We start from the raw sequence: 21895 nt of genomic DNA on the forward strand, positions 1-21895 counted from the left end.
CGCTGCCATGCGGCTTTTTTATTGCCTGCTGCAATCAGGGGCCAGAATTTCGGTCAGTTTACCGATGTCCAGCGGCTTGGCGAAATGATGATCGAATCCTGCCTTCTGGGCTGAGATGCGATCCCGCTCCTGGGCATAACCGGTGACCGCGATCAGCAGGGACGAGGTCAGGCCGCCCTTGGTGCGAAGGTATTGCGCAACCTGATAGCCATCCATTGCGGGCATGCCGATGTCGAGAATCACGACATCCGGCCTGAGTTTTTCGGCTTTATCGATTGCACTTAAGCCGTCGTTCGCAACATGAACATTGTGTCCGGTAACCTTAAGAAATTCGCTCAGGGATTCGGCGGCATCGATGTTGTCGTCCACGATCAGTATGGTGCGCGGCTGCGAATTACGCATCTGGTGATCGATAGAGGCTGTCGGCTGTGGAGCAATGCGCGAAGTTGTTGTACTCCGCAACGGCAACGTCACTACGAATTCGCTGCCGCGACCATAGCCTTCGCTATGCGCCCGCACGGTTCCGCCATGGAGTTGCACGAGGCTGCGCACGAGGGTGAGCCCGAGTCCAAGTCCGCCGCGCGCTTTCGGCAGCGATGCCACGTCCTGCACGAACAGATCGAAGACCTTTTCGCGAAGGTCTGGCGCAATGCCGATGCCATTGTCGCTGACGCTAAGCTGCAGCGTGTCTCCTTCGTTACGTGCGCTGAATGAAATGCATCCGCCGGTATCGGTGTACTTGGCGGCGTTGTGCAGCAGGTTGGCAAGAACTTGCGCCAGGCGGGCTGAGTCTCCGTGGAGGTAAACGGGATCGGCTGGCAGGTTTATTGTGAGATGGTGTCGCCGTTCGTTGATGAGCGGCCTGGCGATTTCAATTGCGCGTTCGACAACGAAGTCGAGCGAGATCCTTTCCATTTTGAGTGTGATCTTGCCGCGGGTGATGCGCGAGACATCAAGAAGATCATCGACCAGACGTGTCAGGATGGACACCTGCCGTGCAATTGTCTCGCGTGAACGCGCGACGAGAGTCATGTCTGTGCCATAAATGCGCATCAGCTCGAGCGAGTTCATGATGGGTGCGAGCGGATTGCGCAATTCGTGACCGAGCATCGCAAGAAATTCATCCTTGCGCCGATCGATGTCGGCCAGTTCATGCAGTTTCCGAGCAAGTTCTTCTTCCAGCCGAACGCGGTCTGTCACGTCGCGCATCAAGCAGCGCGTGGAGACGAACTCGCCGTCCAAAACCAAAGCGTTCGAACGCATCAGTACATGCTTGATTGATCCGTCCTTGCAGCGCATTCTGGCCGGGTAATCGTACAGCGTCTCGCCGGACCGCAACTTGCTGCAGATGTCGTCGATCGCCTCACGGTCGGCATGGAATTCGGCGATATGGTGACCGATAAACTCTTCGGGCGCATATCCGAGCAGTTCCAGTTCGGTCCGGTTCGCCCAAAGGATCGTGCCATCCGGGCCAACGCGATGCATGCCTTCAAGGGCATTCTCCAGAAAGTCGGACAGTTCCTGTTCTCTGCGCTGCAATGCATGCTCGGTCTCTTTGCGCCGCGCCACTTCGGATTCAAGTGCATTCGATTTCTGTTGCAGAGTGGCGATCGCGCGATGCAATTCGTCTTCGTTCGCAGGAAGACGAAAACCCTCCGCGGGTTGTACGTGGGTGTGCGCATCGCAGATCGCCGTGAAGGTCTTGCTGTGCTCTTCGCTGGAGAAAACATTCATCGGATAACCGCAAAGGAGCGAGAATGGATATTCGCGTGCCAGATCGGTCCATAACTGTTCGAGACGAATCGCTGCGTCCTGCCTGCCTTCCGTGCACAGTAATGCCACCATTTCTCCGTACGCATGCACATGTCGTTTACCTTGTTTCGATGCGCGCTTCATCACTTCGCCGAGGACTTCCTTGAAGAGGATGTCGTCCGGCCAGCCGTCGATCATGATCCGTGACAGTGTCTCCTGTGCGTCGAGAGAAAAATATTGATCACATGCGGATTTGAAAGCGCTTCCTGGTACCAGGCCTGGCGAGAATTTTCTTTCGAGGCTGTCGAGACGTGGCTTCGATGCGATGACAACAGCCACGTTCCCGGCATGCAGGCATGGGCCGATGAAGCCCCATATCTCCTCAACAAGGAATGCCTCATCATCATAAAATTGAACCAGATGTTCGCCCATTGGGGATTTACCTTGCAGTGCGTTAATTCGAACAGCCCGAACTTGCCATACGTTTGGAGTATCTCGCGAGTGAGACGGGCAATAGAGGTAGCGCGCGACGGAAAGCGCGGTGGTCCGTGGATTGCATCCCTTAGGTGGATCCGGCTGCTGCCTTGCTGCATCGTAATCTGATAGACCCTGCAACAATTCAAGAGCGCAGGGCGAAGCTCGGCTATCGCATTGGCTTAGGTCATGAGCCGTACCGATTGCTTACACAATTTGTCAGGAGATCGACGCGCAAATTGGATCCTTGTGTTGAGGCGGTATCACGCTGCGACCATGTCTGGCCCTGTCATTAAGAGCGAAAAACGTCTCAAGCGTTCAGCCATACGGACTATTCATTTGCATATTTATCACCTTGGTTGGACTATGCTGTGTTCGGTTTTGGACAGGCAAGGAAATCGCACGGGCGTGGCAAAACGTAGGCTTGAAGACAATGTTGCCGAAGAGCATCTATAATCAGGCAAACTTGTTAGCTTGGAATCGGTTTTCCCAATGGTCAAGATGGAGATGATATGAAGACGTCTGTCGGTTCTTCCTGGGACGTGGACAGCTTCCTGCGGGTAGGAATGCAATCTCTTCTCGACTTGTTCGATGATTCCTGTGAAGGAACCATGGCGGTCGATGATCAGGGGCGCATCGCCTGGATCAATGACAAATACGTGGCGTTCCTCGGGCTCAAGAGTCCGGACGACGCGCTGGGGAAACCCGTGGAAGAGATCATTCCGAATAGCCGCATGCGCGAGGTCGTGCAGACCGGCAGACCTATTCTGTTGGACATCATGATGATCCGTGACCAGCCTTTGGTGGTAATGCGGATTCCCATGAAGGATGAGGCCGGCAAGATTATCGGCGCGCTTGGATTTGCGCTGTATGACCGCTTGCAGCGCCTGAAGCCGCTGGTGTCGAAGTTCGCCGAACTGCAGTGGGCGCTGGCCAATACCAAGAAAGAGCTGGCGCAGCTGCGCCATACCAAGTACTCCATATCCAGCTTTGTCGGCGTCAGCCCGGTCTCGCTCGAGCTCAAGCATCGTGCTCGGAGGGCGGCACAACTTGACACCACGGTGCTGCTGCTCGGCGAAACCGGCAGCGGCAAGGAACTGCTCGCGCACGGCATTCATGCCGCATCGGGCCGGGCCGGCAAGGCTTTTGTCGGCATCAACATTGCGGCAGTGCCTGAGACCCTGCTGGAGGCGGAATTCTTCGGCGTGGCGCCGGGTGCATACACCGGAGCGGATCGCAAGGGAAGGGATGGGAAATTCAAGATCGCCGATGGCGGAACATTGTTCCTCGATGAGGTGGGCGACATGCCATTGCAGGTGCAGGCCAAGTTGTTGCGCGTCTTGCAGGAACAGGAAATCGAACCGCTCGGGTCCAACAAGATCATCAAGGTGGATGTACGGGTGATCGCAGCCACCAGTCATGACCTCAAGCAGCTGGTCGCCGATGGAAAGTTCCGGTCCGACTTGTATTATCGGTTGAACGTGCTGCCCATTCTTCTGCCGCCTTTGCGAGAGCGACTCGGCGATCTGGACGCCTTGTGCGAACATCTTCTGGAGCAGATTGCGACGCGCACCGGCATGCCGCAACGGGAGCTCACGCCATCGGCGCGCGCTTTCCTCGCCTCGTATAGTTGGCCCGGCAACGTGCGCGAACTGCGCAACGCACTGGAACAGGCGGGAATGTTGACGGACAGTATCGCGCTGTCCGCGGAGGATTTTGCGACCATTCTCTCGATGGATTCCAAGACGACGTTGCCGAGTGGCGCAACGACAAACGGCGATTCCAAGGCAAGCATTCGTCCGCTGGCCGACGCTGTCGCTGAAGTAGAGAAGCAGGCGATTCGATCAGCGCTGGAAAGCACTGGAGGCAACAAGGCATTGGCCGCGCGACTGCTCGGCATTTCGCGGGCAACCCTCTATCAAAAAATCACCGATTTCAAGTTGTTGTCTGATTAATAGACATATGTACAATTAACAGACATTTTTGAAATCCGTTATAATTCAAAGAGATATCAAGATATAACTTAAATGTGTTTAAAGTTTGAGCACATTTTCCTTCACATTTGGCTTCTCTACCGGTCATTATGTTGATCGTCTTGGTCTAATTCCTTTTAAATCAAAGGCTTAGTTTCATTGGCACGGCAATTGCCATTAGTGATTATTCGCTGATGGTGGCCAAGCTGATGCAGTCAAACCAAAAACCTGCTTGCCTTCATCTTTCTGGAAGTTGATGACGGAGGCAAGGTGCGGCTCTCAAACAAGGTAGCGCTCATCACGGGCGCAAGCAAAGGTATCGGCAAGGCAACCGCACTCAAGTTTGCACGGGAGGGCGCGAAGGTCGTTGTTTGCGACCTCGACGATTCAGTGGCTGAAACGGTTGCGCAGATCCGCCTGCAAGGCGGGCAGGCGATTGGCTTCAAGGTAGACGTAACCAAGGCGGAGAGCATCGAATCGATGGTGCGCAGCGCCTTGACCAGCTACGGGCATATCGACGTGCTCGTCAACAACGCCGGCATTGTCGCCGATGCGCAACTCAAGAAGATGACCGACGAACAGTTCGACAAGGTCATCGACGTCAACCTGAAGGGCACCTACAACTGCACCAAGGCCGTGGTGGACGCCATGATCGAGAGGAAGGCGGGCGTGGTCCTCAACGCCTCATCGATCGTCGGCATCTACGGCAACTTCGGACAGACCAATTACGCGGCCAGCAAGTTCGGTGTCATCGGCATGGCAAAAACCTGGGCGCGCGAACTGGGGCGGCATGGCATCCGTGTCAATGCGGTCTGCCCTGGATTCATCGAAACCTCCATTCTCAAATCAATGCCGGAGAAAGTCATTCGCGAGCTGGAAGAGCGCGTGCCGCTTGGTCGGCTTGGCAAACCGGAAGAGATCGCGAGCACCTTCGCCTTTCTCGCATCGGATGAAGCGAGTTACATCAATGGTGCGGTCATCGAAGTATGCGGAGGGATGACATTGTAGAGACGGAAAGTATCGGTTGTGCGGTGTGAAGTTCCAAAAAAAATCAACAGCCCGGCTGGCAACGGCGGGCACCTTCAAGGAGCGAGACGACATGGCGACACGCAGGACATTGGGATTTTCTTCATTGGTGGCAGCAGGGCTGCTTGCCGGATGTGGTGGCGGCGACTCGTCGCCGATCGAACTGGGTCAGGTGAATACACTGCCTTCGTTTGTGAAGGGCAGCGTCAGCAGCCAGACCTACGACGGCAACAGCGATGACCTGCTCACCGCAGGTCTCGGCACGAGCGGTCTGCAAGGCGCGGCACCGGCCTTTGCCAATGCTTCCAGCCCGACTGCGTCGGAACTGCGCAAGTCGGCCATCTACAACAACTACCGCGCGCTGGTCGATGTCAACGCAAACGGAGGGTACGGCACATTGTTCGGGCCGAACGTGGGCACGGATGGCGTCGCGACCACCGGTTCCGGCAAGATCGCGGGCAAGGAATACATTGCTTATGCCGACGATGGCAGCGGGCTGCAGAATGTCGTGTTGATGGTCCAGGTTCCGAATACTTTCGATGCCAGCAAGCCGTGCGTGGTCACTGCAACTTCGTCCGGCTCGCGCGGAATTTACGGCGCGATCGGTACGTCCGGCGAATGGGGCCTCAAGCACGGTTGTGCGGTTGCCTACACCGACAAGGGCACCGGCAATGGCTATCACGATTTGATGGCCAACAAGGTCACGCTGATCACCGGCGTGCCAGCCGATGCCGCGACAGCGGGAACTGCCGCGCACTTCAAGGCCGTACTGACCGACGCGGCTCGCACTGCCTACAATGCGCTGTTCCCGAACCGCGTCGCCTACAAGCACGCCCATTCACAGCAGAATCCGGAAAAGGATTGGGGCAAGAACACATTGCAGGCCGTCGAGTTCGCTTTCTATGTCCTCAACGAGCAATACGGCACCAGCTCCGGTGGTGTGAAGGTGCGCACGATCGCACCGTCGAATACCAAGGTCATCGCTTCGAGCGTGTCGAATGGCGCCGGTGCTGCGCTGATGGCGGCCGAGCAGGACACGCAAGGTTTCATCGACGCAGTCGTGGTGACAGAGCCGAACGCCCAGCCGAAATCCACCGCGGGCCTGACCATCAAGCGCGGCAGTACGGCAGTCAGCACGATTGGCAAGCCACTGATCGACTACTTCACCTACGCCAACCTGTACCAGGGATGCGCATCGCTCGCAGTGCCGAACAGCCCGGGCTCCGCTTTGCTGTCAACCACTAACGCGACGAACCGTTGCTCGGCGTTGGCGGCAAAAGGGCTGTTGTCGGGCGCAACCACTGCCGAGCAGGCAGCCGATGCACTGGCAAAGATGCATGCTTATGGATGGGAGGCGGAGCAGGACGTATTGCACTCGTCACACTATCGCCTCGCTACACCCTCGATCGCGATGACTTATACCAACGCACTTGGCCGGTTTGGTGTAGCCGACAATCTGTGCGGCTTCAGCTTCGCAGCAACCGATTCCAGCGGCAATGTGGCTGCACAAAATCCGGCCGTGCAAGCTGGCTTGTTCGGTTCCGGCAATGGCGTTCCGCCGACCAGCGGCGTCAACATTGTCTATAACGACTCGGTTGGCGGCGCCAAACTCGATCTGCTTGCCACCTCGCCCTCGACCAACCTGACGGATTTCGCGCTTGACGGCGCTCTCTGCCAGCGTGCGCTTGTCACGGGCAAAGATCCGGTAACCGGTGCTGCGCTGACCGGCGACATGCTTGCGAAGTCGCAGCGCGTACAGCAAGGTATCGCGGAAGTTCAGCTCAATGGCAACCTGCGCAACAAGCCGACCCTGATCGTCGCAGGGCGAAGCGATGCACTTCTCCCGATCAACCAGACCTCGCGCGCTTATTTCGGCACATTGCAGATGTCAGGTTCCGGTGCCAACGCGCGCTATATCGAGGTGGAGAACGCCAACCACTTCGACACCTTTATCGACAATCCGCTGTTGCCCGGCTATGACAGCAGGCTGATCCCGCTGCATTACTACCTGATTCAGGCGCTCGACAGAATGTGGGCTTACCTGAATAACGGCACCGCGCTGCCTGGCAGTCAGGTTGTGCGTACCACGCCACGCGGAGGCAGTCCCGGTTCGGCGCCGGCGCTCACGGCTGCCAACATGCCGTCGATCGCGACGACGCCCGCGGCAGCCAACACGATCAGCTTTGAAAACAATACGCTCGCGATTCCGAACTGATCGGTCGTGAGAGCGCACGCGTCCGGCACGATCCAACACGACAAGGCCGGCGTGTGCGGAGCCTCGCGCAACACGCATGAAAAGCGCAACAAGCAACGCAGCAACATTGGAGAAAATGGATGGCAAGCGAAGTCATACTTGAGACGAGGAACCTGACCAAAGGCTTCAAGGGGTTCATCGCAGTAAATGACGTCAACTTCAAGGTCAGGCGCGGTTCTATTCACGCCCTGATCGGGCCGAACGGCGCGGGCAAGACGACGTTTTTCAACCTGCTGACGAAATTCCTGACGCCGACGGCGGGATCGATTTTATACAACGGCGACGATATTACTGCATTGGCACCCGAACAGATCGCGCATCGGGGTGTGATTCGTTCGTTCCAGATCTCCGCTGTCTTTCCGCATCTTACGGTCCTTGAAAACGTGCGCATCGGCTTGCAGCGCGCGCTCGGCACTTCCTTCCATTTCTGGAAGAGCGAACGGACGCTGGCGCAGTTGAATCAGCGCGCGCTCGAACTGCTGGCCGAAGTCGATCTGGAGAGCTTCGCCGACACCATGACCGTGGACTTGCCTTACGGACGCAAGCGCGCGCTCGAGATTGCGACGACCCTTGCGATGGAACCTGAGCTGATGCTGCTCGACGAGCCGACCCAGGGCATGGGCCATGAGGACGTCCACCGCGTCACCGAATTGATCAAGAAGGTCTCGACCGGCCGCACCATCCTGATGGTGGAGCACAACATGAGCGTCGTGTCGGGTATCTGCGACAAGATTTCTGTCCTTCAGCGCGGATCGCTGCTCGCTGAAGGCACCTACGAAGAAGTATCGAGCAATCCGCAGGTGATGGAAGCCTACATGGGCACCAGCGCGGGCGAACTGGAAGGAGCGCATTGATGGCTGCGGCTGCACTTGAAATCAAGAACCTCAAGGCCTGGTACGGCGAGTCGCATATTCTGCATGACGTCAATCTGTCCGTGCAGCCGGGCGAAGTCGTTACCCTGCTCGGGCGCAACGGCGCGGGACGCACGACGACTCTTCGCTCCATCATGGGGCTGACTGGCACGCGCGAGGGATCGATCAAGCTCAACGGCGTTGAATCGATCGGCTTGCCGACGCATAAGGTCGCCCATCTCGGCGTCGGATATTGCCCGGAAGAGCGCGGCATCTTCTCGTCCTTGTCCACCGAGGAAAACCTGATGTTGCCGCCGATGGTGTCGAAGACCTCGAAGGGCATGTCAGTCGAGGAGATCTACAAGATGTTTCCGAATCTCGAAGAACGTCGTTCCAGCCAAGGCACACGCCTGTCCGGCGGCGAGCAGCAGATGCTGGCCGTGGCGCGCATCCTGCGCACCGGCGCGCGTCTCTTGCTCTTGGATGAAATTTCCGAGGGCCTGGCACCCGTCATCGTGCAGGCACTCGCACGCATGATCACTACCCTGAAGGAAAAGGGCTACACGATCGTGATGGTGGAACAGAACTTCCGCTTCGCCGCACCCCTGGCGGATCGGTTTTATGTGATGGAGCACGGGCATATTGTCGAGTCCTTTGCATCATCGCAGCTGGAGTCGAAGATGCCTGTTCTGCACGAACTGCTGGGTGTCTGAGAATAGATGTGCCGTTGTAACACTACCTAAAACAGAGGAGAAATAATGAAACTCAAATCAACCGTGATCACTCTCGCCGTCGCATCCGTCTTCGCCGGCATCGGCGGTACTGCAAACGCGCAGATTTCCGGTGATACGATCAAGATTGGCTTCATCACCGACATGTCGGGCCTGTACGCGGACATCGACGGTCCGGGCGGCGCCGAAGCAATCAAGATGGCTATCGCCGATGCAGGCGGATCGATCAACGGCAAGAAGATCGAGCTCGTTACCGCCGATCACCAGAACAAGGCCGACATCGCTGCCTCGAAGGCGCGCGAATGGTTCGACCGCGAAGGCGTCGACGTGCTGATCGCCGGCACCAACTCCGCCACCAGCCTGTCCATGGCCAAGGTCGCTGCCGAAAAGAAGAAACCCTTCATCGCCATCGGTGCCGGCACGGCCCGCCTGACCAATGAAGAGTGCTCGCCGTACACCGTCCACTATGCATACGATACCGTCGCACTCGCGAAAGGTACCGGCTCGGCGGTCGTGAAGCAGGGCGGCAAGACCTGGTTCTTCCTGACTGCGGACTACGCGTTCGGCGCTTCGCTCGAAAATGACACGGCTGCGGTGGTGAAGGCCAACGGCGGCAAGGTGCTGGGCAGCGTCAAGCACCCGCTGTCGGCATCCGACTTCTCGTCCTTCCTGCTGCAGGCACAATCCTCCAAGGCGCAGATCCTGGGCCTGGCCAATGCGGGCGGCGACACGGTCAATGCGATCAAGGCAGCCAACGAATTCGGCATCAACAAGTCGATGAAGCTGGCCGGCTTGCTGATGTTCATCAACGACATTCACTCGCTCGGCTTGAACCTGACGCAGGGCATGTACCTGACCGACAGCTGGTACTGGGACATGAATAACGATACCCGCGCCTGGTCCAAGCGCTTCTTCGACAAGGTGAAGCGCGAGCCTTCCTCTCTGCAGGCCGCCGATTACTCGTCCGCCTCGCAGTACCTGAAAGCCGTGAAGGCCGCCGGCACCGACGATTCGGACAAAGTACTGGCTCAGCTGAAGAAGACCAAGATCAGCGACATGTTCACCAAGAACGGCGTGATCCGTCCGGACGGACGCATGGTGCACGACATGTACCTGATGGAAGTGAAGAAAGCATCGGAATCGAAGTATCCGTGGGATTACTACAAGGTCGCGGAGACGATTCCGGGCGACCAGGCCTTTACCACCAAGGCCGAATCCAAGTGCGCACTCTGGAAGTAAGTTGAGCCGAATCGGCGCGCCGAGCGGGGCGCGCCGGTCAATTCATTCTTCTATTTCATGCCGCACGCGCTGTGGCGTTCTTTTGCAAAGTCGTTATGGAAATTTTCGGTATTCCTCTGCAAGCGATGTTGAGCCAGCTGCTGCTGGGCCTGGTGAATGGATCGTTCTACGCGATGCTGTCGCTCGGTCTTGCCGTGATCTTCGGTCTGCTCAACGTGATCAATTTCGCTCACGGCGCGCTGTACATGATGGGCGCATTTCTGGCCTGGATGGGCTTGAGTTATTTCGGCCTCAGTTATTGGGTGATGCTGATTGCCGCGCCCATCCTGGTGGGCATCTTCGGGATCATCATTGAAAAGACTATGTTGCGCTGGCTGTACAAGCTGGATCACCTGTACGGCCTGCTGCTGACCTTCGGCATCACGCTCATGGTCGAAGGTTTGTTCCGCTCGTTTTACGGTGTGTCGGGGCAGCCTTACTCTGTTCCGAACGCGCTGATGGGAGCGACCGATCTGGGCTTCATGATCTTGCCGAACTATCGCGCATGGGTGGTCGTTGCTTCGGTCGTCGTTTGTCTTGCCACATGGTTCGTTATCGAGCGGACCAAACTTGGCGCCTATTTGCGCGCCGGCACGGAGAATCCGAAGCTGGTGGAAGCCTTCGGCATCAACGTGCCGCTGATGGTGACGCTCACCTATGGCTTCGGTGTCGCGCTCGCCGCCTTCGCCGGCGTGCTGGCCGCACCGGTGATCCAGGTGTCGCCACTGATGGGTTCCAACCTGATCATCGTGGTGTTCGCGGTGGTCGTGATCGGCGGCATGGGATCCATCATGGGTTCCATCGTCACAGGCCTAGGCTTGGGCGTGATCGAGGGCCTGACCCGGGTTTTTTATCCGGAAGCATCGGCAACTGTGGTCTTCATCATCATGGCAATCGTGTTGATGATTCGTCCTGCAGGCTTGTTTGGCAAAGAGAAATAAGAGGAGCGTGAGGATGAACAAGAAAGTCGGATATGCAATTGCGCTGGCAGCGGCGCTGGCGGCACCCTTTGTGGTTTACCCGGTATTCCTGATGAAGGTACTGTGCTTCGCCTTGTTTGCCTGCGCCTTCAATCTGCTGATCGGTTTTACCGGTCTGCTGTCCTTCGGCCATGCAGCCTTCTTCGGCGGCGCGGGTTATGTAGCCGGCTACGCGATCAAGTCGATAGGCTTGCCGTTCGAGATCGGGCTGGTCGCCGGTGTAGCGACCGCTGCATTGATCGGACTGGTCATGGGCATGCTCGCCATACGCCGTCAGGGTATCTACTTCACCATGATCACGCTGGCGCTGGCGCAGATGCTGTTCTTCGTCTGCCTGCAGGCGCCATTCACCGGCGGCGAGGATGGATTGCAGGGCGTGCCGCGCGGGAAGCTGCTGGGCATGATGGATCTGTCCAATGACATGAGCTTGTATTACGTTGTCCTGGCAATCGCTATCGCGGGTTTCGCGCTGATCGTGCGCACGGTCCATTCGCCCTTCGGACAAGTGTTGAAGGCGGTGAAGGAGAACGAGCCGCGCGCGATTTCGCTCGGGTACGACGTCGACAAATACAAGCTGCTCGCCTTTGTCCTGTCTGCCGCCCTGTCCGGCCTTGCCGGAGCCACCAAGACCGTGGTGCTGGGCTTCGAAACCTTGACCGACGTGCACTGGACGATGTCGGGCCTGGTCGTGCTGATGACGCTGGTCGGCGGCCTCGGCACGCTTGCCGGCCCAATCGTGGGAGCGATTGTCATCATTGCGCTGGAAAACAAATTGGGCGATCTGGGCGAATGGCTGGCGACGCTGACCAGCATCGACTGGTTCCGCTCCATCGGCGAGTCGGTCACGATCGTCACCGGTTTCATCTTTATTGTCTGCGTGCTCGCCTTCCGGCGCGGCATCGTCGGCGAACTGGTGGAGTTGAGCAAGAAGAAAAGCAAATCCGCTCCAGCTCCTGTCACTGCAGCGGTGATCAAAACAATGGAGGGATAGCATGAACAAGTCACTTGTCTGGTTGCGCTTGGCGGTCGCATGTCTCGGGACGTCTCTGGCTATAAGTGCATGGTGTGCGGATGACATCGTTATTGGACAAGTGGCCCCCTTGAGCGGCGTGCTGGCCGACACTGGCAAGGACATGGTCCTTGGCGCCAGGGTCTATTTCGACTACATCAATGATCAAGGCGGCATCCATGGCAAGAAGATCCGCCATGTCGTGAAGGATGACGGCTACAAGATCGATGAAACAGTGCATCGCACCAGGGAATTGATCGACAAGGAAGACGCGCTTGCGCTGATCGGTTTTGCTGGAACAGGCAATGTTGGCGAGCTGTTGAATCAGAAGATCCTGGAGAAGGCCAATATCGCGCTGGTTGCTCCTTATACCGGGGGAGAGAACCTGCGCACGCCGTTCAATCCGAATATTTTCCATATTCGTGCCGGCTATGCGGACGAGGCCGAGGGCATCGTCAATCAACTCGTCATGCTGAACATGAAACGCATTGGCGTGATGTATCAGGATGATCCCTTCGGAAGGGCTGGGCTGGCGGGCGTCGAAGCTGCTTTGAAAAAACGCAACCTGGAAATTGCGGCGACGGGCGCCTACGAAAAGAATACGGATAAGGTTACGGATGCGGTTAATGCCATCGCGAAGGCCAACCCGCAGGCGGTCGTGATGATCTCGGTCAACAAGAGCACAGCGGCCTTCAGCAAGCAGATTCGTGCCGTATCGACCGTGGCCCAACTGGTGAACATCTCCGTCGTGAATCCGAAAGAGATTGCTCGTCTGATCGGCAACGACAATGCGCGCGGGATCGGCATTGCACAGGTAATGCCGTTTCCTTATTCCGCGACGGTCGCCATCGTGAGGGAATACCAGCAGGCGATGAAAAAGTATGCGCCGCCGAAGACGGAGCTGTCGTACACCAGCTTTGAAGAGTTTGTCGGCGCCAAGGTGCTGGTCGAGGGACTTCGCCGCGCCGGACCCAATCCGACACGTGAAAAGGTGATCCGCGCGCTTGAGACGCTGCATGCCTTCGACACGGGCGGATTCACCGTGAACTTCTCGCCGACCACCCATGTCGGTTCACGTTTTGTCGAGATTACCGTGATCGGCAAGGATGGAAGGCTGCTTCGCTAGCGCGACGAAAGTCGAGCCGGAAACCTGATTACGATTTCAGATTCATCAACGCAGAAGAGACGTATGCATATCGGAGATTTGATAACACACCACGCACACTATCGCCCGCAGCATGAGGCGATTGTGTTTGGCGAAACCCGCCTGACCTACGATGCCTTCAATCGCAGAGTCAATCGGCTGGCCAATGCGATGCAAGAACTCGGCATTGAAAAGGGCCAGAAAGTGGCCACGCTATTGCCGAATTGCCTGGAACTGCTGGATATCTACTGGGCCGCGGCGAAGACTGGCGCAGTGCTTGTCCCCTTGTCGCCGATGCTGCTCGGCGCCGGCCTTGCGAGCTTGCTTGGCGATTCGGATGCGGTCCTGTTGTTCACGAACAATGCATTGCGTCCGGTCGTTGATGAAGTCAGGCCGGGACTTGAACGACTGGGTGAAGGGCGCGTCGTGCTGGTTGATGGCGCTGCCCCAGGATATGCAGACTATGCGAGCTTCACCAACACAAGCGAGGTCGAACCGCGAATCTCCGAACTGTCAGCGGATGACATCTATAACATCATGTACACCAGTGGCACGACCGGCCTGCCAAAAGGTATTGTGCATACCCACCAGATCCGCGCGAACTATTGCACCTTGATGGCCAATGCGTTTCGCATCGGGCCGGAGTCCATTGTGCTGCACACCGGATCGATAGTCTTCAATGGCGCATTCACGACCCTGATGCCATGCTTCTATAAGGGTGCGACGTATATCCTCCATCCACAGTTCGATGTCGAGGCGTTGATCGACACCATCAAGCGCGACAAGGTCACGCATACGATGATGGTGCCGTCGCAGATCATCGCGATGATGGCGTCGCCGCGATTCAATCCGGAAGAAATGCAGTCGCTGCAGATGATCCTGTCGCTCGGTGCGCCTTTGCATAATGAGCACAAGAACGCGTTGAACGCTTATCTGCCCGGGCGCTTCTACGAACTCTACGGTCTCACGGAGGGATTCGTCACGATCCTCGACCGTGATGACGCGATTCGCAAACAGGGATCGGTCGGCGTGCCGCCGCCGTTTTCCGACATGCGCATCGAACTGGAGAACGGCGAGATTGCAGGCCCGAATCAGATCGGAGAGATCGTCGGCCGCAGTCCATTGCTGATGCCGGGCTATTTCAAGCGGCCGGACCTGACGGCACAGGCGATGCAGGATGGCTGGTTGCGCACCGGCGATCTAGGCTATACGGATGAAGACGGTTATCTGTATCTTGTCGATCGCAAGAAGGAAATGATCGACAGTGGTGGCGTGAAGATTTATCCGCGCGACATCGAGGACATCATGGTGCGCCATCCGGATGTGCAGGAGGTTGCGGTGTTTGGCGTGCCGCATGACAAGTGGGGCGAGACGCCCCTGGCCGCTGTTGTGCTGAAGCCGTCGCGGAACGTGACGGCAGAAGAAATCAAGGAGTGGACCAATCTTCGGGTCAGCGCGCGTTATCAACGGGTCAGCGACGTTGTCATCATGGACGCCTTTCCGCGCAATGCGGCCGGCAAGACGCTGAAGCGCGAATTGCGCGACGCGTATTGGCAAGGAAGGGACGGGAAGATTTAGCGCGGCGTCTGTTTCATAGGCGCTGCGGTCAACCATTTTGTTGTTGTTTGAGTGTGTTGGAAAGGTAGTCTTTTTCCCCAGCAGTTTTAAGGGTTACGTTTTCGTAACCCTTTTTTTTTCTTCATGCATTTGATGCCCCTGTTGACGCGCGAAAGAACGTCACGTTGGAAATGTCTGGCGCTTTTCAGGCTGGAATGCCTTTTTCGCGGGGGGGGGCGTGGATCATGATACGCACGAACTTGTCGGCATCGTGTCACTTGGCGATCTTCCAACCCAACATTCCGCGCAGGTCGATCGGACCATGGAGGAAATTTCCTCGCTGGCGCAACCGGATCGCAGCAAGTTGCATTGAGCGGCATACAGAGGCCGAAAACGGGAAGCCGAAAACGAAAAAGGGTTACAGACTTTTGATCTGTAACCCTTTGATGTTTCTGGTCGGGGCGGGGAGATTCGAACTCCCGACCCCTTGCACCCCATGCAAGTACGCTACCAGGCTGCGCTACGCCCCGACGAAGGACGTAATTATAGCAGACCCGGGAAGCTTTTCACCATTGCAAGCCCGAACGCCCGCTTCGGGCTTTGCGGCGCAGAATAAAACCCGCAGAATAGCAAGCTGATCAATCAACATCTCAGCCGCATGCTCGACACGAGCCAGCAGGCTGGAGCCAATCCAGCATGACCATCAAAATCAGCGATCTATTTGACGCAGGCGCCATCGAAGTCATCAAGGCGAATATGCCGGATGCCATTGAACTGAATATCCGTCAGGATTCGCACGCGGACTTCCTCCAGTGGTTTTATTTCCGCTTGCAGGGTGCCCGTGGACAAGCATGCACCATGCGCTTCCTGAATGCCGGCAAGGCGGCGTTCCCGCAAGGCTGGACCAATTATCGTGCTGTCGCCAGCTACGACAGGAAAAACTGGTTCCGCGTGCCGACCAGCTACGACGGGCAGGTGTTGACCGTGACGCATACTCCGGAGCGGGACAGCGTCTACTTCGCCTACTTCGAGCCTTACTCGTGGGAGCGCCATCTGGAACTGTTGTGCAAGGTCGAGAGTACCGGCTCTGGCCGTGTGCACGATCTCGGCAGTACCGCTGATGGCCGCGACATCAACCTGGCCATCATCGGTGATCCCTCGGCGCGCAAGAAGGTCTGGGTGATTGCGCGTCAGCACCCCGGCGAAACCATGGCGGAATGGTTCGTCGACGGCATGATCGATGCACTGCTCGACCGATACAATCCGCTCGCAAGAAAATTGCTCGCAAATGCCGTGTTTTACATCGTGCCGAACATGAATCCGGATGGTTCGGTGCGCGGCAATTTGCGGACCAATGCGGCCGGTGCAAACCTCAACCGCGAGTGGGTGTCACCGTCGCTGGAGCGCAGTCCCGAAGTGTTTGTCGTCAAGAACAAAATGCATGAAGTCGGATGCGATCTGTTTCTCGATATCCACGGAGACGAAAGCCTGCCCTATGTTTTCGTCGCCGGCTGTGAAATGCTCGAGGGGTTCAGCCCGCAGCAGCAAGCGGAGCAGCAGGCGTTCATCGACAGCTTTGCCCAGGCCAGTCCGGACTTCCAGACAGTGCATGGCTATGCCGCCAGCAAGTACAAGGAGGACATGCTGCAGCTTGCCTCGAAATATGTCGGCCACACCTTCAAGTGCGTTTCGCTCACCCTGGAGATGCCGTTCAAAGACAATGCGAATCTGCCGGACGACAAAGTCGGCTGGAATGGCGCGCGCAGCGCAAAGCTGGGAAAGGCGATTCTTCAGCCGATCCTCCGCTGCCTGGAGAAGGAATCGCCATGGGAATAGAGATCGAACGCAAGTTCCTGGTACGCGACGAATGCTGGAAGGCATTGGGGCAGGGCGTACTGCTGCGCCAGGGCTATTTGTCATCGGTGGCCGAACGTACTGTGCGTGTGCGTATCGAAGGCGATGCGGCGACCTTGACCATCAAGGGGCGCAATCTTGGTGCCAGCCGGGCCGAGTGGGAATATGCGATACCTATTGCCGATGCGCAGGCCCTTCTTGATGGTCTTTGCGAACGCCCACTCATCGAAAAGAGGCGTTATCGCATTCCGTTTCAAGGCATGACATGGGAGGTGGACGAATTCCTGGGCGAGAACGCCGGGTTGGTCGTGGCGGAAATCGAGCTCCAGTCGGAGCAGCAGGAATTCGCCAAGCCGGATTGGGTTGGCGAAGAAGTGACGCATGATGCGCGCTACTTCAATGCAAATTTGCTACGCCATCCTTTTAGCAAGTGGTGATGGGCAAGCGGGCAGGGGCGTAATGCTCGCGTCAGTGGAAATGCCCGGTGCCGGCCGGAGCATCTTCCGGCATCTCGGCGTGCACCAGTTCAGCCTCGGCATCCGGATACAGCGGAGCGCCGCAATCGTCGCAAAACTCCATCGGGAAATGCTCATTGTGGCGCTTGATATGGGTGATCCCGCAGGCCCGCAGCAACGCAATGATTTCCTCCAGCGGCGTACGCAGTTCGGTATCCAGGATTTCCGGCGTGGTCAGCGATTCGAAGGTGGTGACGGCCGACTGGTCTTCGTCTTCCTGCCCGTACAGCGGCCAGACTACGCCGTAGATGACTTCAGGGTTTTGACGCAGAGTGAAGCCGATGCGATATTCATCGACCCGCCCGCCGACTGGATCTTCGCTGAAGCTGCCGATGATGGCGCGCAGTCCGTTCGCTTCAATTCCGAGTGTGTTGGTCAGGAAGTGGACAGCGGCGCGGATGGACGCCGGGCGAATTTGCTTGTCGGCTTCGCGGCATGCGACGAAATAGGCTTCGGGTAACAGCAATTCGATCCCGCAGCCAGGCAGCAGCGAAGTGATATTGGGCGTCGCCTGCGCGCGCCATGCGTCGAGTGCCTGCGCGCGGTCGTTCGGATGCAGTGTCGCTTGCCAGCGGAACAGCGGGGAGCCTACGGGCGCCACTACTACAGCGAGGAGAAAACGCGTATCGGCCAGGAAGGGCGCTGTCTCGGGCGCATTGCTGGGCGCACGTACATGGGTTCCCTTGACGGCCGCCTGCGCCATGCGCTGGGTCAGGGTAAAAGTTTCGACATGATTGCGAGGCAGCTGATCGATGGCGAACAAGGTCGGCACCATTGCCAGTCGTGTGCCCTCCGCCAGCAGATGTCCGTGCAGGTGTGCGCCAAGCACGCCGAGCATCTCATCGTTGATGCCGCCCGAGGCAATGGAAAAACGTGTCCAGGCCAGGACCGGTGCGGCGATCAGGAGCGCATGATAGTGAATTCCGTCATGTTCCAGTGTGCACGATTCGCTGCCCGCCTCGACGGCTTCCATCAGAACGTCGTATGCATCAAGGTCGGTTTTGAACAGATGTTCAAGTGCCGCATCGATCATGTTCTGGTGCGCGCTCTTCAGCGTCTTGTGGAGCAGTGTATCAAGGGAATGTTCCCAGATACGTTCTTCCAGGCGGCTGGCAGCCTGCGCCATGCCTTGCGCAAGGGAAACCAGGCGTTGGCTGTCGGCAGACAGTTTGTTGGGAGAACTTTTGGCGAGACGGCGCATGACGGATCAAGAGTGAGGCAAGGGAATCGTATTGTAGTGGATTCGACAAGTCGCTACCAAAATATGCGCCACCGGAAATTCTGCGAAGGATCCAGTTGCGTTCCTGGAAGGCAAGAAGCGGGCTTTCAGATACACCGCGAATTCAGTATATCCGTAAAAAACAAAAAAGCCGCATGGACGGCCATGCGGCTCTGTGAGGCGAACGAAGCTTAGTTCGATGCGGCCGGTGCGGCTGCTGCGGGTGCAGAAGCAGCAGGCGCAGCGGCGGCCGGAGCCTCCACTGCCGAAGCCGAGGACGACTCGTGACCGGCTTCACCTTGCATGTCAACCTTGTCGCCACCTTTCATGATGACGAACAGTGCGATAAGTGCAAAGGCAATGAAGCCCACAAAAACCTTCCACATAATATGTCTCCAGAGTGAATGTCGATAAAGAAAACGCCGGTTGAAACCGGCGTTTCTATTGGGGGCAAGAATACCCAGACATTCTTACAGCACGCTTGCATGACAAGGCGGGCTGGAGCAGCTCAGAACCTCAAGCCGTCACGCCCGCGTGTTCACACGATGCCTCAGGCGACAAGCAGTTGCCGGAGAACAAACGGCAGGATACCGCCATGCTTGTAATAATCGACTTCGATCGGTGTATCGATGCGCAGCAGAACCTTGACTTCCCGCTTCTCGCCGTTGGCGCGGTTGATAACCAGCGTTACCTGCTGTTGCGGCTTGATGTCGCCTTCGAGGCCCGTCAGATCGAAGCTTTCATTGCCCGTAATGCCAAGCGACTGCACGCTGTCGTCGCCCAGGAATTGCAGCGGAAGCACGCCCATGCCTACTAGATTGGAGCGATGGATGCGTTCGAACGAGCGGGCAATTACTGCCTTCACGCCGAGCAACTGCGTTCCCTTCGCAGCCCAGTCCCGCGAAGAGCCGGTACCGTACTCTTCGCCGGCAAATACCATGGTTGGTACACCGTCGTTGATGTACTTCATCGCGGCATCGTAGATCGACATCTGCTCGCCGCTCGGTTGATGAAGCGTCAGTCCGCCTTCGACACGGGAGCCATCCGCTTTCGGCGGGATCATCAGGTTCTTGATCCGCACGTTGGCGAAGGTGCCCCGCATCATGACTTCATGGTTGCCGCGGCGTGAACCGTAGGAGTTGAAGTCGGCCTTCGTGACGCCGTTTTCGATCAGCCACTTGCCGGCGGGACTGGTTTCCTTGATGGATCCGGCCGGGGAAATGTGGTCGGTGGTGATCGAATCGCCAAACACGCCCAACGCGCGCGCAGCAGCGATACCGCTCGCTGCCGCTTTCGGCTGCATATCGAAATCCTGGAAAAACGGCGGTTCGGCAATGTAGGTCGATTTTGGCCAGTTGTAGACTTCACCTGTCGCCACGCCCTTGATCTGTTGCCACAGCTTGCCGGGCGCTTCCTTCACTTCGGCATAGTTTTCCTTGAAGGTTCTGGCGTTCATTGCGAACTTCATCAGCTTGGCGATTTCCGCGGAGTTCGGCCAGATGTCCCCCAGGAAGATGTCTTTGCCGCCCTTGCCCTTGCCGACCGGCTCCGTCATCAGGTCCCTGGTCACGTTGCCGGCAATTGCATAGGCGACTACCAACGGCGGGGATGCCAGGAAGTTGGAGCGGATATTCGGGTGGATGCGTGCTTCAAAGTTACGGTTGCCCGACAGCACGGCAGAAGCAACGATATCGTTCTTCACGATCGCTTCGTTGATTTCCGGCGTCAGGTCTCCCGCATTGCCGATGCAGGTGGTGCAGCCATAGGCAGCCACGCCGAAGCCGAGTTTTTCCAGGTAGGGCAGCAGGCCGGCCGCTTCCAGATACTTGGTCACGACGCGCGATCCAGGTGCAAGCGATGTCTTGATGTGCGGGTCGACCTTCAATCCGGCTTCCACCGCCTTTTTCGCTAACAGGCCGGCTGCCAGCAGCACGCTTGGGTTAGAGGTGTTGGTGCACGATGTGATGGCTGCGATCAGTACATCGCCGTTCTTGATCTTGATTCCGTCCGAAGTTTCGTACACGGCATCGAGGTCCTCGGCCTTCTTGTTGAAGCCGTTTTCAGAAACCGGCTTGGAGAACAAATCGGCGAAGGTGCCCTTGACGTGGCCGATTTCGATGCGGTCCTGCGGACGCTTCGGACCCGCGAGCGACGGAGCAACGGTGCCCAGATCGAGCGTCACGACGCTGCTGTAATCGATCTCTCCGGCTTTCGGGATACCGAACAGCTTCTGCGCCTTGAAATAGGACTCGAATGCGTCGATTTCCGCCTTGCTGCGGCCCGTGCCCCGGAAGTAGTCGATGGTGGTGTCATCAACCGGGAAGAAGCCCATCGTCGCACCATATTCCGGTGCCATGTTGGCGATGGTGGCACGGTCGGTGGTCGACAGGGATTCAGTGCCTTCGCCGAAGAATTCGACAAACTTGCCCACGACCTTGTGCTTGCGCAGCAGTTCGGTGATGGTAAGGACGAGGTCGGTTGCCGTCACGCCTTCGCGCAGCATGCCGGTCAGATTGACGCCAACCACATCCGGTGTCAGGAAGTAGACCGGCTGACCCAGCATGCCGGCTTCCGCTTCGATGCCGCCCACACCCCAGCCCACGACCCCGATACCGTTGATCATGGTGGTGTGGGAGTCCGTCCCAACCAGGGTGTCCGGGTAAAACACGCCGCCCTTGTTGTGCACGCCGCGCGCCAGGTATTCCAGATTCACCTGGTGCACGATGCCGAAACCCGGCGGCACTACGCCAAAGGTATCGAATGCCTGCATGCCCCACTTCATGAACTGGTAGCGCTCGTTGTTGCGCTGGAATTCCAGCTTCATGTTCAGGTCGAGCGCTTTCTTGTCTCGGTAATAATCGATCTGCACGGAGTGGTCAACGACGAGGTCGACCGGAACCAGCGGTTCGATGTTCTTCGGCTTCTTGCCCATCCTGGATGCGACACCGCGCATCGCGGCAAGATCGGCGAGGAGTGGGACGCCGGTAAAGTCCTGCAACACTACGCGTGCAACGACGAATGGAATCTCATCGACGCGCGCGGCGGTCGGACTCCAGTTCGCAAGTTGCCTGACATGCTCTTCGGTCACTTTCTTGCCGTCGCAATTGCGCAGCACCGACTCCAGCACGATGCGGATCGATACCGGCAAACGCGAAATATTGATGCCAAGCTTTTTTTCCAGCGACGGGAGGGAGTAGAACTTGCCTTTCCGGGAGCCGGAAATCGTGAATTCCTTAAGCGTGTTCAGAGTGTTGCGGGACATAGCCTCTCCTTAGTTA

16 protein-coding genes and 1 tRNA gene are annotated in these 21895 nt (G+C 57.5%); 12 read left to right on the top strand and 5 right to left on the bottom strand.

The window, feature by feature from the left end; genetic code table 11:
- Nucleotides 1-18: 18 nt before the first annotated feature.
- The gene (locus E6W33_RS15330; RefSeq protein WP_136418187.1) at nucleotides 19-2184 is read right to left on the bottom strand and encodes an ATP-binding protein; all 2166 of its coding nucleotides are present in this window, start codon (nucleotides 2182-2184) and stop codon (nucleotides 19-21) included.
- A 554-nt stretch (nucleotides 2185-2738) separates the two neighbouring features.
- On the opposite strand from E6W33_RS15330, the gene E6W33_RS15335 reads away from it, so the two are divergent.
- The 10 genes from E6W33_RS15335 (at nucleotide 2739) to E6W33_RS15380 (ending at nucleotide 15050) form a co-directional block, all read left to right on the top strand.
- Entirely contained in the window at nucleotides 2739-4181 is a 1443-nt protein-coding gene (locus E6W33_RS15335) for a sigma 54-interacting transcriptional regulator (protein WP_136418188.1), read from the top strand.
- A 288-nt stretch (nucleotides 4182-4469) separates the two neighbouring features.
- Nucleotides 4470-5207: a 3-oxoacyl-[acyl-carrier-protein] reductase gene (gene fabG / locus E6W33_RS15340; protein ID WP_136418189.1), complete on the top strand. Its 738-nt coding sequence runs from the start codon at nucleotides 4470-4472 to the stop codon at nucleotides 5205-5207.
- Nucleotides 5208-5232: 25 nt separating this feature from the next.
- Nucleotides 5233-7440: a D-(-)-3-hydroxybutyrate oligomer hydrolase gene (locus tag E6W33_RS15345; protein ID WP_348983163.1), complete on the top strand. Its 2208-nt coding sequence runs from the start codon at nucleotides 5233-5235 to the stop codon at nucleotides 7438-7440.
- 119 nt (nucleotides 7441-7559) lie between these two features.
- A complete protein-coding gene (locus E6W33_RS15350) occupies nucleotides 7560-8333 on the top strand; it encodes an ABC transporter ATP-binding protein (protein WP_136418190.1) in 774 nt (257 codons plus the stop codon).
- Complete coding sequence (locus tag E6W33_RS15355; protein WP_136418191.1) at nucleotides 8333-9043, top strand: ABC transporter ATP-binding protein; 711 nt, start codon at nucleotides 8333-8335, stop codon at nucleotides 9041-9043. The genes E6W33_RS15350 and E6W33_RS15355 overlap by 1 nt, the downstream gene beginning before the upstream one ends.
- Before the next feature lie 45 nt (nucleotides 9044-9088).
- Nucleotides 9089-10300, top strand: coding sequence for an ABC transporter substrate-binding protein (locus tag E6W33_RS15360; RefSeq protein ID WP_136418192.1), 1212 nt, complete (start codon nucleotides 9089-9091; stop codon nucleotides 10298-10300).
- A 95-nt stretch (nucleotides 10301-10395) separates the two neighbouring features.
- Nucleotides 10396-11280 (top strand): branched-chain amino acid ABC transporter permease, encoded by an 885-nt coding sequence (locus E6W33_RS15365; protein WP_136418193.1) that lies wholly within the window; start codon nucleotides 10396-10398, stop codon nucleotides 11278-11280.
- Nucleotides 11281-11293: 13 nt separating this feature from the next.
- Nucleotides 11294-12310 carry a branched-chain amino acid ABC transporter permease gene (locus E6W33_RS15370; protein WP_136418194.1) on the top strand — a complete coding sequence of 339 codons (1017 nt, stop codon included), beginning with the start codon at nucleotides 11294-11296 and terminating at the stop codon, nucleotides 12308-12310.
- A gap of 1 nt (nucleotide 12311) precedes the next feature.
- Nucleotides 12312-13454, top strand: a complete 1143-nt coding sequence (locus E6W33_RS15375; RefSeq protein WP_136418195.1) for an ABC transporter substrate-binding protein — start codon at nucleotides 12312-12314, stop codon at nucleotides 13452-13454.
- Nucleotides 13455-13517: 63 nt separating this feature from the next.
- A complete protein-coding gene (locus tag E6W33_RS15380; protein WP_136418196.1) occupies nucleotides 13518-15050 on the top strand; it encodes an AMP-binding protein in 1533 nt (510 codons plus the stop codon).
- 432 nt (nucleotides 15051-15482) lie between these two features.
- Here the strand turns inward: E6W33_RS15380 and E6W33_RS15385 are convergent.
- A tRNA-Pro gene (locus E6W33_RS15385) sits at nucleotides 15483-15559 on the bottom strand.
- Between the two features lie 166 nt (nucleotides 15560-15725).
- Here E6W33_RS15385 and E6W33_RS15390 point away from each other — a divergent pair.
- The gene (locus tag E6W33_RS15390; protein WP_136418197.1) at nucleotides 15726-16865 is read left to right on the top strand and encodes a M14-type cytosolic carboxypeptidase; all 1140 of its coding nucleotides are present in this window, start codon (nucleotides 15726-15728) and stop codon (nucleotides 16863-16865) included.
- Nucleotides 16856-17320, top strand: coding sequence for a CYTH domain-containing protein (locus tag E6W33_RS15395; protein ID WP_136418198.1), 465 nt, complete (start codon nucleotides 16856-16858; stop codon nucleotides 17318-17320). Before E6W33_RS15390 ends, E6W33_RS15395 begins: the two co-directional genes overlap by 10 nt.
- 31 nt (nucleotides 17321-17351) lie before the next feature.
- Here E6W33_RS15395 and E6W33_RS15400 read toward each other — a convergent pair whose 3' ends face one another.
- The 3 genes from E6W33_RS15400 to acnA all read right to left on the bottom strand — a co-directional run bounded on the left by E6W33_RS15400 (nucleotide 17352) and on the right by acnA (nucleotide 21879).
- Entirely contained in the window at nucleotides 17352-18599 is a 1248-nt protein-coding gene (locus E6W33_RS15400; protein WP_136418199.1) for a DUF2863 family protein, read from the bottom strand.
- A gap of 209 nt (nucleotides 18600-18808) precedes the next feature.
- The gene (locus E6W33_RS15405) at nucleotides 18809-19003 is read right to left on the bottom strand and encodes a hypothetical protein (protein ID WP_136418200.1); all 195 of its coding nucleotides are present in this window, start codon (nucleotides 19001-19003) and stop codon (nucleotides 18809-18811) included.
- 164 nt (nucleotides 19004-19167) lie between these two features.
- Nucleotides 19168-21879 (bottom strand): aconitate hydratase AcnA, encoded by a 2712-nt coding sequence (acnA, locus tag E6W33_RS15410; protein ID WP_136418201.1) that lies wholly within the window; start codon nucleotides 21877-21879, stop codon nucleotides 19168-19170.
- Nucleotides 21880-21895: the final 16 nt, after the last annotated feature.

This window comes from Herbaspirillum sp. ST 5-3 (assembly GCF_004804275.1).
Taxonomy (GTDB): domain Bacteria; phylum Pseudomonadota; class Gammaproteobacteria; order Burkholderiales; family Burkholderiaceae_D; genus Noviherbaspirillum.